Here is a 15,928-nt window from a genome sequence, read left to right on the forward strand (position 1 = left end):
CGTTAAGCTTACAAAACGGCGACCTAGGTCGCCGTTTTCTTTGGCTGATGACGGCCATACACCCACTTAAACAGCGGCGAAGCCATCAAAGTGGTGACAATAGCCATCACCACCATAATTGAAAATAGTCCTTGCTGAATAATGCCGTAATTCAACGCAATATTAATAATAATTAGCTCCATCAACCCCCGCGCATTCATTAAGGCGCCCACCGCTAAGGCGGTTGGATTATCCGCACCGTTCCAACGGGCCGCCGCCCAACAGGCGACAAACTTGGCTAGAATAGAGCACACTAAAATAGCCAAGGTAATCAACAGTAAGTTACCGGAAGCCAGCACATCTAAACGGGTATTTAAGCCCGAATAAGTAAAAAACATTGGCAACAATAACAAAATGGTAAGGCGCTCTAATCGCTTGCGCAGCAACTCGGCCATCAGGCCGCGCGGAATGGCGATACCCAATAAGAACCCGCCAAATACCGCATGCAAGCCCACCCAATCCATACTCCACGCCGACAGTGCGAACAACAGCATTAAAAATACAAAAGGCGGCCACTGTAATTGTTGCTGCAGCGCTACCCGATCTGCCAAGGGTTGTAACCAGCCACGCACCTTGGTTAGCATCAACAATGCATATAAACCGCCCCCCACCAAAGCGGTTAACAGTACACTGATGCCACCGCCAAAACTGGCCAGTACCAGCGCTAAAATTAACCAGGCCGCGGCATCATCTATGGCACCGGCGGCCAAAGCCATGGTACCCAGTGGCGTATTAGCAAGGCCACGCTCATAAATAATACGGGCCAGCATCGGAAAGGCGGTAATCGCAATGGCAGCACCTAAAAAGAGCGCGGCATTAAAATAGCTGATACCGGGGGCAAATAAGCCTGGCTGCGCTATCAGCCACAAACAGAGCAAAGCCGCCACCATAAAAGGTACTAGCATACCAGCCAGCGACACTGAAATGGCACTGCGCGCATGTTGCTTAAATAACCGCGTATTAAACTCTAAGCCGACTAAAAACATATAAAGGCCGACACCTAATTGCGCACCAAAATACAGCCAACTGCGTGTTTCAGGAATAAAAATACTTTGTTGAAGGGCGGGCAAAAACCAGCCAAACAAGGAAGGGCCGAGCGCCACACCGGCAATCATCTCGCCGACGACTTTCGGTTGTCCGACAAACCGAGCCAACCGACCAAATAGCTGAGCCGCCATTAAAATCAGGGCTAACTGCGCAACAAACAACAAGATTAACTGCCAAAGAGACACCCTGAACTCCTAATACCCATGGTTAACCGAGTAAGCCGAGATACCAACACAAGAACAATACGGCAAAACCAAACAAATAACTCAGTCCAAGCCAACTTAATAGAGTTAACCCTTTCGATAATGGCGGCATGCCTGCCCCACGCAGTAAACTAAAATTAAGCCAAGCAAAAACGGGAGTAGTTAAAAAGGCTAAGGTCATGGCGAAAGTCAACATCGGGCCGAGTGCCGAACGGAAAAATAAGATCACCGCCATGCCACAAAGTGCCTGCACGATTAGCCAACTGCTTAAGCTCAGGCGATTATCCACTTTTTGCCAACCCAACAAATAAAACGATTTATTCAGGGTTCGTGCGTACCCATCCAACACGGTGATGGTGGTACCAAACATACATAAAAAGGCAATCAGCGATACCAGTGGCTTTGACCATGCGCCAATGGTTGCGCCATACATATCGACCAATTGTTGGGCAAAGGCAGCACCGGCCAAAGCAATCGGCTGCGCAGTGCCGTATTGCACTAACGCCCCTAAGGATACAAAAACTAACGCCAAACCTGCGGTTAACCAATAACCGAGGTTAAAATCGAACAGGCCCTGAGCACGCGTTACCGGTTGTCGCCGCTGTTTCGCGGTTAGCCACAATGAGCTAATCGCTGAAATCTCAATCGGTGCGGGCATCCACCCCATTAACGCCACTAAAAAACCTAGCATCACTAATTGCCAAGGGGATTGCCCAACATAATCTGCAGGTGCGGTAGCGCCGTTTTTAGCGGCAATAATAACCGCGGTTACGGTGGTGAGGGTTAAAAGCAACATAATCACTTTCGCGACACTGTCTAGCGCCTGATAATGACCCAGCAACAAGATCAGTAAGCAAGCCAATAAGATTAAGCAACACAATAGGGTTAAAGACCAATTCCCAGGCAGTGCATATTGCAACAAGGCTGCCGTTAAAATCAGTACCGCCGCGGTATTCACCACCGCCGCCACAACGTTTAAGCCAACAAAGCAGTAAAAATAGCCGTTACCTTTACGCTGATAGCCTTCTAACAGCGTTTCGTTTTGCTCTAAGGTATATTGCACACCAAACCGAAAAAACGGGTACTTTAAAATATTCACCAACAAAATAAGCCATAACAACTGCCAGCCAAATAAAGCACCGGCTTGGGTTGATGCCACCAAATGAGAGCCACCAATCGCGGCTGTTGCCATTAAAACACCGGGCCCCAATGTTTGCAGGCGGGCGCGCCAGCCAGAGAAAACTTCTTGCATAATACGACTTGTTGATTGTTATTTGATGCTCGCTAGCTTAGCCTAAGCATCACAGTGATGCACTGCTTTTACCGCTAACAGAGGCTTGTAACATGCAAGAAAGCGACTTAACCGATCAGGCAACCTTGCTTGAGGTTCTCGAAAACCAATTAGCCGATAATTATCCCACGGAAGTGATGGCAACCTTAATGCGTTTACGGATGACAGGGCACAGTCGCGAGGCGGCTATGGAGTTAATGGCTTGTGCGCTAGCCCCAGAAATGTTTGCCGTGGTTGAGCAGCAACAAAGCTTTAATTTAGAGCGCTATACCGCGCATTTAGCGTTATTACCTGCAACCCCTTGGTTAGATGAGGAGTAAGCTATGTCAGAACCGCTTATTAAGCATCTCGCATCAGAGCAACGCTTTACGCTCACCTTGGCGGATGCCAGTGCGCAGCTAGATTATCACGTGAATGGCAAGGTGATTAATTTTCACCATACCTTCGTGCCGCCGGAGTTTCGCGGTAAGGGTTTAGCAGAAAAATTGGTGCGGCATGCGCTGCAGTGGGCGCAAACAGAAGGTTATGACATTCAAGCAAGCTGCTCTTACGTGCAGCGTTTTCTCTAATAAAAAAGCCAGGTGACATCACCTGGCTTTTGCTATTTACTGATGCGGCTTATAGCTTCATTTCGATAATCGGCAATTGCAGTTTTTCTAACTCAGGCTTGAGTTTATCTGCTTCACCGACCACCACAATCACCATCTCTGCTGGTGATAAATAACGCCTGGCTAACGCATTTAGTTGCGCTTGGGTGCTTTGCTGTAAAATTTGATTACGCTGCTGAGTAAACTCCGCACCAACGTTAAATTCTAACATCTGCGCCATAAAGCCTAACTTGGCATTCGGTGTTTCATAACGTAACGCTTCAGATTGGTTTACCGCACTGCGCATAAAGGCTAATTCTTCAGCGGTCATGCCGTTTTGTTGGTAATTGTTTAGCTCTTTTAAAAACTCTTCAATCGATTCACGCGTGACATCGGCGCGCACTGCGGCGCTGGCCGAAAACATACCCACGCGCTGATCCCCACCAAAACCACTTCGAGCACCGTAGGTATAACCTTTATCTTCACGCAGGTTCAGGTTGATACGGCTGTTAAAGTTGCCACCTAAAGTAAAGTTCATTAAACCCGCTTGATAGAACTCACCGGTCAGATCACGCGGCATAGCACGGCGTACAATACGGATTTCTGATTGTGGTGATTGGTCTTTATGCACTAAGTAAATCGCGCCAGCCTGTACCTTAGGTGCAGGCAATGCCAAGTTTAACTCAGGGGCTTTACCTTGCCACTGCGGTGCCATATTGGCTAATAACGGCAACAGTTTCGCTTGAGGTAAATCCGAAACCGCCACTAACTGCGCACCAGCTGGTTTAACAAAGGTTTGATAGAAACTACGGATCTGCTCTAAGGTCATCGTCGCTAACGTTTGCTCAGTGCCCATGCTTGGCTGACCCGCAATGGTGTCACCGAACATTAACTGACTGACGGCACGTTCGGCCAAGTAGCTGGCATTTTTCTGTGCTTGGGCCAGTGATTGTAAGCGTTGCTGTTTTAAGCGATTAAAGTCTTCCGCTGAAAAAGCCGGGTTTAACAGTTTTTCTTGCACAAGCTGCAACGTTTGCGGCAAGTTACTGGTTAAACTGCTGACAAACACATTTAAATCGTTGTCATCGGCACTGATTGACACCGAACTACCCAATAACTCCAGCGCCATGCTCATTTGCTCAGTGCTGTAATTGGTGGTGCTTTCATTTAATAACGACGCCATCATCGAGGCGACACCCGCTTGCTCAACGCTGTTTGCATAACTGCCCGCAGGAATACGCAGTAATATCGACGTTGTCGGTGTTTCGTCACTCACAGACGCCAGCACCTTGATACCGTTAGCTAATTCGCTGGTCCAAGTGGCAGGTAAGGTGATTGCAGGGTTAGCACCGGCTTTAGGTACGGCAGTGCGATCAAAAGTATGGCTCGCTACTCGTGTAGGTAAACTTTCTGAAGGAGTGGCTTCAGCAGGGTCGAACGTGCGCGGCGTGAAGTTATCTGGCGCAGCAATCATCTCAATTTTACCGCGTGGTACGACACTGCTAATCACTGCAGGTTTTTGCTGCACATATTGCTGATATACCCGCATTACGTCTTCTGCGGTGACCGCAGCATAGGCCGCTAATAAGGTAGCGATACGATCAGGATCACCATAAAAGGTCTCATTGTAAGCCAACTGGCTGACTTTACCGGCCACGCTTTGTAAACCAAAAATGCTGCGCGCTTCAACGCGCGCTTTTGCCCGAGCTAAATCTTCAGGTTTAACGCCGCGCTCAGCCACTTGTTGCAAGTTTTGCCGTAACAGTTGCTCTAACTCAGCCAAGTTTTTACCTGATGCGGGGTGTGGTAATGCCGTCAGGTTGAAGGTACATGCCAATTCTTGGCAGCGATGGCTTGCACCGGCTTGCACGGCAATTTGTGGCCGTACTAAGCTTTGATATAACAAAGAGTTGTTACCGCTACCTAGAATATCACCTAAGATATTCAGCGCGGGTTCGTCTGGATGACCGGCATACACGGTAGGGAATGTCATGCTAAGTAACGGCAAGTGCACGTTATCTTCCATCGAGATATAACGATCGGCGGTTAATACCGCTGGGGCTTTGGCCATCTGTTCAACAGCAGGGCCTGCAGGAATAGTGGCAAAATACTTTTGCACTAAAGGCAGTACATCTTCCGCTTTAACCGCACCACCGATTGTCAGAGTGGCGTTATTCGGGCCATACCAACGTAAGAAGAAATCTTTTAACGCTGGCATATTAGCGCGATTTAAGTCATCCATATGACCAATCACCGGCCAAGAGTATGGGTGACCATAAGGATACAGTGCTTGCGATAACTGCTCCCAATAACGGCCATAAGGCTGGTTATCTACCCGTTGTCCGCGCTCGTTTTTTACTGTCGATAATTGAATATCAAACTTTTCTTGCGTCACCGCATCCAGAAAATACCCCATGCGATCCGATTCTAACCACAGTATTTTTTCTAACTGGTTAACCGGTACCGTTTGGAAATAATTGGTGCGATCGCTGTTCGTGGTGCCGTTTAAGGTACCGCCAGCTTCAGTAACATATTTAAAATGCATTTCCGGGCCAACGTTTTCTGAGCCCTGAAACATCATATGTTCAAAAAAGTGCGCAAAACCTGACTTACCTAACTCTTCACGCGCCGAACCAACATGGTAAGTCACATCAACATGCACTAATGGATCAGACTGATCTTCATGCACAATAACCGTTAAGCCATTGGCTAATTGATATTTTTTATAGGGTAAATTTAATTCACCCGCTTGCTGTTGGCCTTCGGCCACTAGGGTAACACCCTCAGGTAAAGCTTTAACCGATGTGGTGTTAGTACAGCCAGCCACACCGAGGGCAACCAGTAAGGCGAGACTTAAAGTAGATAATTTCAAAGCAGGCTCCGCTAATAAAAAAGGATTTACGCCTAGATTAAAACAGCTCGAGCCATTAATGAAAACCTTACAGATGTAACAAAATATAACACGCCAGCACCGCAGCTTTAACAGATGCCACTGTAACCAGTTGGTTTAAATCAATAAATTATTTAACCATGCGTTGGAATGCATTTTACCCCCTGATAGCGCTCGACCAAGCCCCTGAAAATTACGTTAGTTAACGTTAAGCACGGCGGGCAAACACGATGAGGGCGCAGCGTCATCACGCTCTAGCGGGCGACTCACTCAACCAAACCGACTTTATTCAGCCTACTTTCGGCACTGCTCAAGCTGTTGAATTTGCAGTTGCAAAGCACGCGCCTGTTCACGCAGTAACACCAATTCATCATCGGATAAGGCAACCTGACAACGTAAAGCCGGCATCACATTGACCACTTGCTGCTCTAATGCTTGACCAAAAGGCGTGAGCACCACTTTTTTTACGCGCTCATCAGCGGGATCGCTTTGCCGCTGCAAAATGGCTTTTTGCTCTAACTTTTTAACCAGTGGCGTTAAAGTGCCCGAATCAAATAACGTCTGCTGCCCTAGTTGCCCCAAACTAATATTGTCTTGCTGCCATAAGGCGAGTAACACCACATACTGCGGATAGGTCAAATCAAACGGCTGCAATAAGGGCCGATACAAACGCATCATGGCGTTATTGGCGCTGTATAACGCAAAACACACTTGCTGCGCTAAAGGTAAGGTTTTCTCTGTCATACCGCTGGTCTCATCTCGCCTTGCATGCTGCCTAGTATACGCTGATTCTCCGCTGCAGAGAAATATTTCACGCAATTATATTGCACGCAAGATAAATTAACGTTAGTATCTGTTCGTCCGGTGCTTAATCCGGTTTACTTACTCAACAATTGGAGCGACACATGGAAATATTATACAAAGCCGTTGTTACCGCAACCGGTGGCCGTGATGGTCAAGTTAACTCAGATGATAATTTATTGAGCAGCAAATTAGCTGCGCCAAAAGCCTTGGGTGGTAAAGGTGATGCCACTAACCCTGAGCAATTATTTGCCGCCGGTTATGCCGCCTGTTTTATCGGCGCTTTAAAATTTGTTGCTGGCCAGCAAAAACTTGCCTTACCTGCAGACAGCACCATTCGTGGCGAAGTAGGCATTGGTAAAATCGAAGGGGGTTTTGGTTTAGATGTCGATTTATTTATTAACTTACCGGGTTTAGCCGCAGACCAAGCCGAGCAGTTAGTCGCTGCCGCGCACCAAGTTTGCCCATACTCAAACGCCACTCGCGGTAATATTGAAGTACGCTTACACACTAGCGTTTAATGAGAAGCGTGCCGCTGCCACGGCACGTGTTTCCAAGTGGATCCTGTTTTTTAAAACCACTCGGTATTAAGAAACGGGATCAGCGCTAGTGTTAAGGCTTGTTGATAGACTTGGCTGCGACTTAACCGGTTTTGAGTTAATAAGCCAATTGCGCCACCCGCTTGTTTGATATTCTGCGTACCAAACAAGGTATCCATTGCATCACCCAGCTCTTGCCCTTGCTCTATGGCGGCAAGCGCCGCCTTGGGTAACATTAAACTCGCAGAACGTGCCTTACCGACCTTGCCATTATGCTCAATTAACATCCACGCAAAGGTTAAATCGCCATCTAAACCGGCTTCAATCGACACATAGTAATCAGCAGCGATGGCTTGTTTTAAAGCCGTTAAACGATTTTTTGCGCCGGCATAGGTTTCTTCACTGCTCATCGGCTGATCGGGCACACCCGATGGCACATTAAGCCCTGTTACTGTCAGTGCTTGCTCTGGAAAGTTAGCATTAAAACATTGCTGTACCGCATTAATTTTCGCCGGATTCGCCGACGCGACTGCTATGCTCCACATGTATTCTACTCTTGGTTTCATCAAAGGCTTAGCCTAACGCGAGCCACGCCGACTTGTAAACACAACGCCACCCTACCGACTCACGACGGGCTTAATACTTTACGTAAAAGCGGTAATAAATGAGCGTGCTAGGCCAGATACAACAGGGTTAAGGCACAGAAAAATTAAATAAAGCAGAAGTGCTCACAGAAAATCAGTAAGCGGGGATGCAAAGAAATCAGTGTGGGGCGTTAAAAACAACAAGGGCGTAATCTTGTGAATTACGCCCTTTGCGGTTGTAGGAACCTTTGCCCTTTTTCGCCTTAACCACCCTAGTTTGAAACAACTTACTGGTCACTAAGGCCTTCAACGCATTATCGCGGATCTCTCCGCGACCATGTTCGCTGGTCGCTGACTTACTCATAGTGGTACTCCCCTTTTAAAACCAACCAGAAAAACGTCCAAAGTGTCACTGCAGGCTTAGGCAGCAACCCAGGCTGTAAGTTCCCAACTATTCGGCTCACACACTGAGCCGAATAGTTGCCCGGTTCAAGCAATAACCGCCACTAATCGCCTGCGGTTAAGAAAGTTTGATAACTCTGATTATTGCTAACCAATTGATACTGATAACCCAGCTTATCTAAGTAACTGGCAATATCGCTATGCTCGGCCACTTCAAAACCGGCCAACACATCCCCTGTGGCGGCGCCATGGTTACGATAATGGAATAAGCTGATATTCCAATCTTCGCCTAATGTGTTAAGAAAATTCATCAATGCGCCAGGATATTCAGGGAAATTAAACTGATAGACCTGTTCAGTAATTGCCCGCGGCGGCATACCGCCGACCATATGCCGTACATGCAGCTTGGCCAGCTCATCATCAGAAAGATCTAAATATTGATAACCGGCATCACTGAGTAATGTTTTTACGGTGGCCAGCTCTTGCTCACCGTGCCGCAGTTTGATGCCAACAAAGATATGCGCTTTACGATCGCTGGCATAACGGTAATTAAATTCGGTGATGGCTCGACCGCCGAGAGTTTGGCAAAAACGCCGAAAGCTGCCTTTTTCTTCTGGTATCGTCACGGCAAATACCGCTTCTTTTTTCTCGCCAAGTTCACAGCGCTCAGATACATAACGCAAAGTATCAAAATTTAAGTTAGCACCACTGAGCACCGCTGCATAATGCTGCGGTTTGGCAAGCGTGCTATTACTTAAACGTTGGCTGTATTTTTTCAACCCGGCCAAAGCTAAAGCGCCAGCCGGCTCCGCCACTGCGCGTAAATCATCAAAAATATCTTTAATGGCCGCACACATTTCGTCACTGGTCACGGTGATCACTTCATCACAAAAGCGCTTAGCAACATTAAAGTTTTCCGTACCAATTCGCTTTACAGCCACACCATCGGCAAATAAACCAACACGCGCCAACGTCACCGGTTCACCCGCGGCCATGGCCGCCTTTAAACAGGCCGCATCTTCCGGCTCAACACCAATCACTTTAATGTGTGGCTGGATGGCTTTGATATACACCGCCATGCCGGCCATCAAACCACCACCACCCACGGGAATAAATACGGCATCCAATTGATTATTTTGGCTTAATAACTCTTTTGCTACCGTACCCTGCCCAGCTATAACATCGGCATCATCAAACGGCGGAATATAAATAGCGCCTTCGTCTTTGGCTTTAGCAATCGCAAAGCTGTTAGCTTCATCAAAGGCCGTGCCGTGCAGCACCACATTACCGCCCAAGGCTTTAACCGCCGCCACTTTGATTTCAGGCGTGGTGATCGGCATAACGATAGTCGCTTTTAAGCCCAGCTTACTGGCTGATAAGGCCACGCCCTGTGCATGATTTCCGGCCGAGGCGCAGATCACGACAGCAGCAGTATGCTGTTGTTTTACTTTATGTAACTTATGAAAAGCACCGCGCACTTTAAAAGAGTAAACCGGCTGTTTATCTTCGCGCTTTAATAATACCTGATGCCCCAAGCGTTTACTGAGCTTGGCCATGTCATCCAACGGAGTTTCAACCGCAGCTTGATAAACCGGCGATAGCAAAATCTCCCGCAGATACTGTTGCATCACTTCGGCATCCGTTTGCTCGGGTTGGACTGTTGCCAGATTATTCATTGTGACTCCATTGCTCTTACTATTTATATTATTAAACAAACCATCTGCGCAGCTAACTCAACTGCACGTCACTAAACCCACCTTGCAGCCAGCTAATCAGCTAACCCTAAACACCCACGCGCCCCACTAAACGTGCAGCTCACTAATCACCAAGCAAGGCGTCTCCAGCATGGAGGCTGGAGAGGAGCCTACATGGACGATTTACAGCGTCCCTGCATGAAGTTAACTTGCGAAACTGCAAAACCAACTAGGTAGCTAGTTAATCACTAAGCAAGGCGTCTCCAGCATGGATGCTGGAGAGGAGCCTACAAGGACGTATTTACGGCGTCCTTGCGTGTGATTAACTAGCATAACTACAAATCCAGCCATGTAGCTAGCTTAAACACTAAGCAAGCCGTCTCCAGCATAGATGCTTGAGAGGAGCCTACAAGGACGTATTCAAGGCGTCCTTGCATGAAGTTAACTTGCGAAACTGCAAAACCAACTAGATAGCTAGTTAATCACTAAGCAAGGCGTCTCCAGCATGGATGCTGGAGAGAAGCCTACAAGGACGTATTCACGGCGTCCTTGCGTGTGATTAACTAGCAAAACTACAAATCCAGCCATGTAGCTAGCTTAAACACTAAGCAAGCCGTCTCCAGCATAGATGCTTGAGATGAGCCTACAAGGACGTATTCATGGCGTCCCTGCATGAAGTTAACTTGCGAAACTGCAAAACCAACTAGGTAGCTAGTTAATCACTAAGCAAGGCGTCTCCAGCATGGATGCTGGAGAGGAGCCTACAAGGACGTATTCACGGCGTCCTTGCGTGTGATTAACTAGCGAAACTGCACCTTATTACACCACTTAATTACAATAGCCTTTCTTAGTTAGTCTTCCAGCTTAGAAACATCGCGCACAGCGCCCTTATCGGCACTGCTTGCTAATAGCGCATAGGCTTTTAAGGCACTGCTTACCACACGCTGCCGATTTTCCGGCTTCCACGCCAGCTTACCCTTTGCCTGCATAGCCGCACGCCGTGTTGCTAGCTCCTCATCACTCACTGCAATACCAATTTTGCGATTCGGAATATCAATCTCAACCCGATCACCCTCTACCACCAGGGCAATCACCCCACCACTGGCCGCTTCTGGCGAAACATGACCAATAGATAAACCCGAGGTACCGCCAGAGAAACGGCCATCCGTAATCAAAGCACAGGCTTTACCTAAGCCCATCGATTTTAAATAACTGGTCGGGTACAACATTTCTTGCATACCCGGGCCACCTTTGGGCCCCTCGTAACGAATAATCACCGCATCACCGGCCACCACTTTGCCACCCAGAATAGCGGCAACAGCATCATCTTGGCTTTCAAAGATCCGAGCACGGCCAGTAAACACTAAGTTTTCTTTCTCTACGCCGGCGGTTTTAACGATACAACCATTAGGCGCTAAGTTACCAAACAATACCGCTAAGCCGCCGTCTTGCGAGTAAGCATGTTCTTTACTGCGAATACAGCCATCAACCCGATCATCATCTAAACTGGGGTAACGGCAACTTTGCGAAAAGGCTTTCGTCGTACGAATACCGGCAGGGCCGGCTAAATACATTTGTTTCGCTTCCGCGTGCGCGGTAGACGCAATATCCCACTGCGCTAATACATCGGCTAAATCTTTACCCGCCACATGCGGTACATTCGGATTAAGTAAACCAGCACGATTTAACTCTGCCAAAATAGCAATAACCCCACCGGCACGATGCACATCTTCCATATGGTATTTTTGAGTTGAAGGGGCGACTTTACATAAGTGCGGCACGATGCGAGACAAACGATCAATGTCGTCCATGCCAAAATCCACTTCGGCTTCAATGGCCGCAGCTAATAAATGCAAAACAGTATTGGTAGAACCGCCCATCGCGATATCAAGCATCATGGCATTTTCAAAAGCCGCTTTATTGGCGATATTACGCGGTAGCGCACTGGCATCATCTTGTTTATACCAGCGATTGCACAATTCCATAATACGGAAACCGGCTTGCACAAAAAGCGCTTTACGATCAGCATGGGTAGCCAATAACGAACCATTACCCGGCTGACCTAAACCTAATGCCTCGACCAAACAGTTCATTGAGTTAGCCGTAAACATCCCAGAGCAACTACCACAAGTTGGGCAGGCACTGCGTTCAATTTCAGCGCTGTCACTGTCGCTGACATTGGGATCGGCGGCAGAGACCATCGCATCCACTAAATCCAATTTGATAATTTGATCAGATAACTTGGTTTTACCCGCTTCCATCGGGCCGCCAGACACAAAGATCACCGGGATATTTAAGCGCATCGCCGCCATCAACATGCCGGGCGTAATTTTGTCACAGTTTGAAATGCACACCATAGCATCGGCACAGTGCGCGTTAATCATGTATTCAACAGAATCGGCTATTAGCTCACGCGATGGCAAGCTGTACAACATGCCACCATGGCCCATGGCGATACCGTCATCCACTGCTATAGTATTGAATTCTTTGGCAATACCACCCGCTTCTTCAATACTGCTGGCAACCAATTTACCTAAATCGCGTAAATGCACATGGCCTGGTACAAATTCGACAAAAGAGTTCACTACCGCAACGATGGGCTTACCAAAATCGGTGTCTTTCACCCCTGTAGCGCGCCATAACGCTCTGGCGCCAGCCATATTACGTCCCTCGGTAACGGTTGCAGATCTTAACTTTGGCATTGTTCTCTTTCCTAAAAATAAACGTTAGGCGCGAAGCGCGGCGACAGCAGCAGACGCTAATTCCAACTGCTGCACATCATAAAGTTTAACTAATTGACTGGTGAGTAAAGCGATAGGTTTATCACTTTGCACTTGTAAGGTAATGCGCATACCTGCGCGATCGGTCAGCGGTTTTAATTCTAAACCTGCCAATTTGTAACCACGATAACGGGTCACCTGCAATAAGCGCTCAACAACCGTTGCCTCATTGCTGGTGGTGATAGTTAGGGTATGTTGCATTAGTTAGTCTCCGTCATCATATCTTGGTTAGCGGCACCTGGCGGAACTAATGGCCAGACATTCTCTGTTTCATCAATGCGTACGTGCAGTAAATAAGGGCCTGGCCAGGTGAACATCGCCTCTAGCGCACCGGCGACTTCGTCTTTGCGGGTGATAGTATGGCCAGGGATAGCAAATGCAGCGGCTAAAGCCACAAAGTCAGGGTTATCGGATAAGTCAGTTTCGCTATAACGCTCATTAAAAAACAATTGCTGCCATTGCTTAACCATGCCCAAGCGCTGATTATCGATTAAGACAATTTTCACCGGTAAACGAAAACGCTTAATGGTGCCCAGCTCTTGCACATTCATCATAAAAGAGCCGTCACCACTGACCGCTAAAACCGTATCTTGTGGTCGTGCTAACTTGGCACCAATGGCGGCCGGCAAACCAAAACCCATAGTCCCTAAACCACCGCTGGAAAGATGATTGCGCGGGCTGTTAAAGCGCATATGTTGCGCCACCCACATTTGGTGCTGGCCAACATCACAACACACCACGCTGTTATCGGGCATGCGCTCGCTTAACTGTTTTAACAGCAAGGGAGCATAGATTTTTTCGCCGGGATGATCATAACGCCAGCCATGCTGTTGTTTTAACTGCTGGCAGTGTGCCAACCAAGCATCGCACTGTGTCGGCGTAGTGATTGCCGGTAAGATTTGCTTCATATCACCCAGCAAGGCGCAATCGGCAAAACGTACTTTGTTAATTTCTGCCGGATCGATATCTAAATGGATCACTTTGGCATCGGGCGCAAATTTTTGTAAATTGCCGGTTACCCGGTCATCAAAACGTGCGCCTAAACACACTAATAAATCACATTGTTGCACTGCTAAATTGGCCGCTTGCGTACCGTGCATACCCAGCATGCCTAAATAATGCACATTGTCGCGCGCCACCGAGCCCATGCCTTTTAGCGTGGTCACGGATGGCATCACGCTTTCTGCTAAAAAGGCCTGTAAATGCGTTAAAGCATCAGCCATATGTACACCCCCGCCGATATAAGCCATCGGCTTACTTGCGGCACTGATCAATTGACGGGCGGCTGCGGTATTCGCTAAAGAGGTACTTACTCGTTGGCTCGGCGGGGTAATCCACTCTGGTTCAGCAACCGGTGCTAATTGCACATCTTTTGGGATATCGACTAGCACAGGGCCTGGCCGACCACTGCGAGCTAAGGTAAAGGCTTGTTGTAAGATCGAAGCCAGTTCGTTGACATTACGCACCATAAAGCTGTGCTTGGTGACACTTAAGCTTAAACCTAACACATCAATTTCTTGAAAGGCATCCGAGCCCATCACCGCTTGTGATACCTGACCGGTGATCGCTACCAAGGGTACAGAATCTAATAACGCATCGGCCAACGACGTGATCAGGTTGGTGGCACCCGGGCCAGAGGTGGCTAAACACACTCCGACTTTGCCAGAGGAACGCGCATAGCCAATCGCCGAAAAAGCGCCGCCTTGCTCATGCCGACACAGATAATGCTTTACCGTGCTGTGATAGATCGCATCATAAATGGGCATAATAGCGCCGCCAGGGTAACCAAAAATGGTATCAACCCCTTGCTGCTGTAACACCTTTAATACCAACTCTGCGCCATTCATGTGTAACCTCAACCTTTTACTGATGTGGCCGGTGAAATTTCACCCAGCCCTGAAACGACAAAACCCCCGGTCTTTGCAGAGCGGGGGTTTTGCTGGAAATCGATTTGCATCTTATCTTCCGAAAACACCGCCCCCGCGGAGATTAATAATCACCACGCTTACGAGGACAAGAATGTTTAGAATAGAAGCTAAACGCATATTATTTACTCACTAACTCTAATCGGTTAATTGTTGAGGATCAGTTCACCTAATCACAATGTGTCTATTAATAGACGTCTATCTGTCTGGAGTCAACCGATTTCTCTAAAAAAGGCACTTTTTGTACAAATAAATTAAAATTTGTACCTTGGCCAGTCAGCTATTACAGTAGAGGTAATACCACTCATCGTTTCGCTGATGTTTTAAACGGTGCGGCTTTACTGACTTGGAGTTAATAATGAATGCCAATCTCTGGTTTTTCTTAAGTGTTTGTGTGATTTTTGGTGTAGGTTTTTGTATGTTTATTGTTTATTTGCAGCACTTAAAAACCATGAAGCAATTAGAGCTAAACGCAACGCAACACAAAAAAGACTAACGCTATCTAGCTTCATCACGCGCTAGCGACTTAGTTCAAAGCTAACAGGCAAACAAACGTATGGATCAACTTGAGCTGTTTGACATACCCAACCCCTGTATTGGGGTTTGCCAAAGTAATAATAGAGGTTATTGCTTAGGGTGTTTGCGCTCGCGAGACGAACGTTTTAATTGGCCACAAAAACCGGCCAGTGAACGATCGCAAATTTTACGGCTGTTAGCGCAGCGGCGTGCCCGGCTAAAAGCGAAAGCGCTAAGTGCCGAGCCAGAGGTTACACCCGCCGGCTCGTTAGATTTATTTTAAGGGTAAATATCATTAGGGCTGAAAAGCCCTAGCTACGTTTGACTAAACTGATTAAATACAATAACACTACCGCCCCTACCGTTGCCGTGATTAACGAACCCACGAAACCAAAGGCTTTTAAGCCCAGCGCACTAAACAAAAAACCGCCCAGCATAGAACCGACAATCCCCACCACAATATTACCTAACAAACCAAAGCCGCGGCCTTTCATAATATTGCCCGCTATCCAACCCGCTAAGGCGCCTAAAATTAAAAAAGCGATAAAGTTCATAACATTCCTTATTTATAACATTGTCGAATCACTAAGGTTAGCTGCTGTTTAGCCTAAGCTCAAATAAGCCACGCAC

Annotated in this window: 16 protein-coding genes; 5 read left to right on the plus strand and 11 right to left on the minus strand. The window is 47.6% G+C overall.

Annotation, left to right across the window (positions count from 1 at the left end; genetic code table 11):
• Window positions 1–23: 23 nt before the first annotated feature.
• Together L1N97_RS05140 and L1N97_RS05145 are read right to left on the minus strand one after the other, a co-directional pair.
• Window positions 24–1,271 (minus strand): cation:proton antiporter, encoded by a 1,248-nt coding sequence (locus L1N97_RS05140; RefSeq protein ID WP_236129029.1) that lies wholly within the window; start codon window positions 1,269–1,271, stop codon window positions 24–26.
• A 22-nt stretch (window positions 1,272–1,293) separates the two neighbouring features.
• A complete protein-coding gene (locus L1N97_RS05145) occupies window positions 1,294–2,481 on the minus strand; it encodes an NRAMP family divalent metal transporter (protein WP_229584615.1) in 1,188 nt (395 codons plus the stop codon).
• 152 nt (window positions 2,482–2,633) lie between these two features.
• Here L1N97_RS05145 and L1N97_RS05150 point away from each other — a divergent pair, with 152 nt between their 5' ends.
• Together L1N97_RS05150 and L1N97_RS05155 are read left to right on the plus strand one after the other, a co-directional pair.
• Window positions 2,634–2,900, plus strand: a complete 267-nt coding sequence (locus L1N97_RS05150; protein ID WP_229584614.1) for a hypothetical protein — start codon at window positions 2,634–2,636, stop codon at window positions 2,898–2,900.
• A gap of 3 nt (window positions 2,901–2,903) precedes the next feature.
• Window positions 2,904–3,149, plus strand: coding sequence for a GNAT family N-acetyltransferase (locus tag L1N97_RS05155; protein ID WP_236129030.1), 246 nt, complete (start codon window positions 2,904–2,906; stop codon window positions 3,147–3,149).
• A 49-nt stretch (window positions 3,150–3,198) separates the two neighbouring features.
• On the opposite strand, the gene L1N97_RS05160 is transcribed toward L1N97_RS05155, so the two are convergent.
• Both L1N97_RS05160 and L1N97_RS05165 read right to left on the minus strand, forming a co-directional pair.
• The gene (locus L1N97_RS05160) at window positions 3,199–6,039 is read right to left on the minus strand and encodes a M16 family metallopeptidase (protein ID WP_236129031.1); all 2,841 of its coding nucleotides are present in this window, start codon (window positions 6,037–6,039) and stop codon (window positions 3,199–3,201) included.
• 312 nt (window positions 6,040–6,351) lie between these two features.
• Window positions 6,352–6,801: a MarR family winged helix-turn-helix transcriptional regulator gene (locus L1N97_RS05165; protein ID WP_236129032.1), complete on the minus strand. Its 450-nt coding sequence runs from the start codon at window positions 6,799–6,801 to the stop codon at window positions 6,352–6,354.
• A 161-nt stretch (window positions 6,802–6,962) separates the two neighbouring features.
• Between L1N97_RS05165 and L1N97_RS05170 the strand changes: the two genes are divergently transcribed.
• The gene (locus L1N97_RS05170; protein WP_229584610.1) at window positions 6,963–7,379 is read left to right on the plus strand and encodes an organic hydroperoxide resistance protein; all 417 of its coding nucleotides are present in this window, start codon (window positions 6,963–6,965) and stop codon (window positions 7,377–7,379) included.
• 50 nt (window positions 7,380–7,429) lie between these two features.
• On the opposite strand, the gene yjjX is transcribed toward L1N97_RS05170, so the two are convergent.
• The 6 genes from yjjX to ilvG form a co-directional block, all read right to left on the minus strand.
• On the minus strand, window positions 7,430–7,942 hold the full coding sequence (gene yjjX, locus L1N97_RS05175) for an inosine/xanthosine triphosphatase (RefSeq protein ID WP_229584609.1): 513 nt from the start codon (window positions 7,940–7,942) through the stop codon (window positions 7,430–7,432).
• Between the two features lie 217 nt (window positions 7,943–8,159).
• Window positions 8,160–8,345, minus strand: coding sequence for a ribosome alternative rescue factor ArfA (locus L1N97_RS05180; protein WP_236129033.1), 186 nt, complete (start codon window positions 8,343–8,345; stop codon window positions 8,160–8,162).
• A gap of 142 nt (window positions 8,346–8,487) precedes the next feature.
• Window positions 8,488–10,059, minus strand: coding sequence for a threonine ammonia-lyase, biosynthetic (gene ilvA, locus L1N97_RS05185; RefSeq protein WP_236129034.1), 1,572 nt, complete (start codon window positions 10,057–10,059; stop codon window positions 8,488–8,490).
• An 869-nt stretch (window positions 10,060–10,928) separates the two neighbouring features.
• On the minus strand, window positions 10,929–12,779 hold the full coding sequence (gene ilvD / locus L1N97_RS05190; protein WP_236129035.1) for a dihydroxy-acid dehydratase: 1,851 nt from the start codon (window positions 12,777–12,779) through the stop codon (window positions 10,929–10,931).
• A gap of 24 nt (window positions 12,780–12,803) precedes the next feature.
• A complete protein-coding gene (gene ilvM, locus L1N97_RS05195; protein ID WP_226750523.1) occupies window positions 12,804–13,058 on the minus strand; it encodes an acetolactate synthase 2 small subunit in 255 nt (84 codons plus the stop codon).
• Window positions 13,058–14,704: an acetolactate synthase 2 catalytic subunit gene (gene ilvG / locus L1N97_RS05200; RefSeq protein WP_236129036.1), complete on the minus strand. Its 1,647-nt coding sequence runs from the start codon at window positions 14,702–14,704 to the stop codon at window positions 13,058–13,060. The genes ilvM and ilvG overlap by 1 nt, the downstream gene beginning before the upstream one ends.
• Window positions 14,705–15,140: 436 nt before the next feature.
• Between ilvG and L1N97_RS05205 the strand changes: the two genes are divergently transcribed.
• Window positions 15,141–15,278, plus strand: a complete 138-nt coding sequence (locus L1N97_RS05205) for a hypothetical protein (RefSeq protein ID WP_226750525.1) — start codon at window positions 15,141–15,143, stop codon at window positions 15,276–15,278.
• A 60-nt stretch (window positions 15,279–15,338) separates the two neighbouring features.
• Entirely contained in the window at window positions 15,339–15,581 is a 243-nt protein-coding gene (locus L1N97_RS05210; RefSeq protein ID WP_236129037.1) for a DUF1289 domain-containing protein, read from the plus strand.
• A 28-nt stretch (window positions 15,582–15,609) separates the two neighbouring features.
• Here L1N97_RS05210 and L1N97_RS05215 read toward each other — a convergent pair whose 3' ends face one another.
• Complete coding sequence (locus L1N97_RS05215) at window positions 15,610–15,852, minus strand: GlsB/YeaQ/YmgE family stress response membrane protein (RefSeq protein ID WP_226750527.1); 243 nt, start codon at window positions 15,850–15,852, stop codon at window positions 15,610–15,612.
• Window positions 15,853–15,928: the final 76 nt, after the last annotated feature.

It is taken from the genome of Rheinheimera sp. UJ63 (genome assembly GCF_021568285.1).
Classification (GTDB): domain Bacteria; phylum Pseudomonadota; class Gammaproteobacteria; order Enterobacterales; family Alteromonadaceae; genus Alishewanella; species Alishewanella maricola.

Excerpts from the sequence above, each read along its gene's own strand:
- ilvD (WP_236129035.1), bottom strand. The coding sequence starts at position 12,779 with ATGCCAAAGTTAAGATCTGCAACCGTTACCGAGGGACGTAATATGGCT.
- L1N97_RS05210 (WP_236129037.1), top strand. The coding sequence starts at position 15,339 with ATGGATCAACTTGAGCTGTTTGACATACCCAACCCCTGTATTGGGGTT.
- L1N97_RS05170 (WP_229584610.1), top strand. The coding sequence starts at position 6,963 with ATGGAAATATTATACAAAGCCGTTGTTACCGCAACCGGTGGCCGTGAT.
- ilvM (WP_226750523.1), bottom strand. The coding sequence starts at position 13,058 with ATGCAACATACCCTAACTATCACCACCAGCAATGAGGCAACGGTTGTT.
- L1N97_RS05155 (WP_236129030.1), top strand. The coding sequence starts at position 2,904 with ATGTCAGAACCGCTTATTAAGCATCTCGCATCAGAGCAACGCTTTACG.
- L1N97_RS05150 (WP_229584614.1), top strand. The coding sequence starts at position 2,634 with ATGCAAGAAAGCGACTTAACCGATCAGGCAACCTTGCTTGAGGTTCTC.
- L1N97_RS05145 (WP_229584615.1), bottom strand. The coding sequence starts at position 2,481 with ATGGCAACAGCCGCGATTGGTGGCTCTCATTTGGTGGCATCAACCCAA.
- L1N97_RS05180 (WP_236129033.1), bottom strand. The coding sequence starts at position 8,345 with ATGAGTAAGTCAGCGACCAGCGAACATGGTCGCGGAGAGATCCGCGAT.
- L1N97_RS05215 (WP_226750527.1), bottom strand. The coding sequence starts at position 15,852 with ATGAACTTTATCGCTTTTTTAATTTTAGGCGCCTTAGCGGGTTGGATA.
- L1N97_RS05165 (WP_236129032.1), bottom strand. The coding sequence starts at position 6,801 with ATGACAGAGAAAACCTTACCTTTAGCGCAGCAAGTGTGTTTTGCGTTA.
- L1N97_RS05205 (WP_226750525.1), top strand. The coding sequence starts at position 15,141 with ATGAATGCCAATCTCTGGTTTTTCTTAAGTGTTTGTGTGATTTTTGGT.
- ilvG (WP_236129036.1), bottom strand. The coding sequence starts at position 14,704 with ATGAATGGCGCAGAGTTGGTATTAAAGGTGTTACAGCAGCAAGGGGTT.
- yjjX (WP_229584609.1), bottom strand. The coding sequence starts at position 7,942 with ATGTGGAGCATAGCAGTCGCGTCGGCGAATCCGGCGAAAATTAATGCG.
- ilvA (WP_236129034.1), bottom strand. The coding sequence starts at position 10,059 with ATGAATAATCTGGCAACAGTCCAACCCGAGCAAACGGATGCCGAAGTG.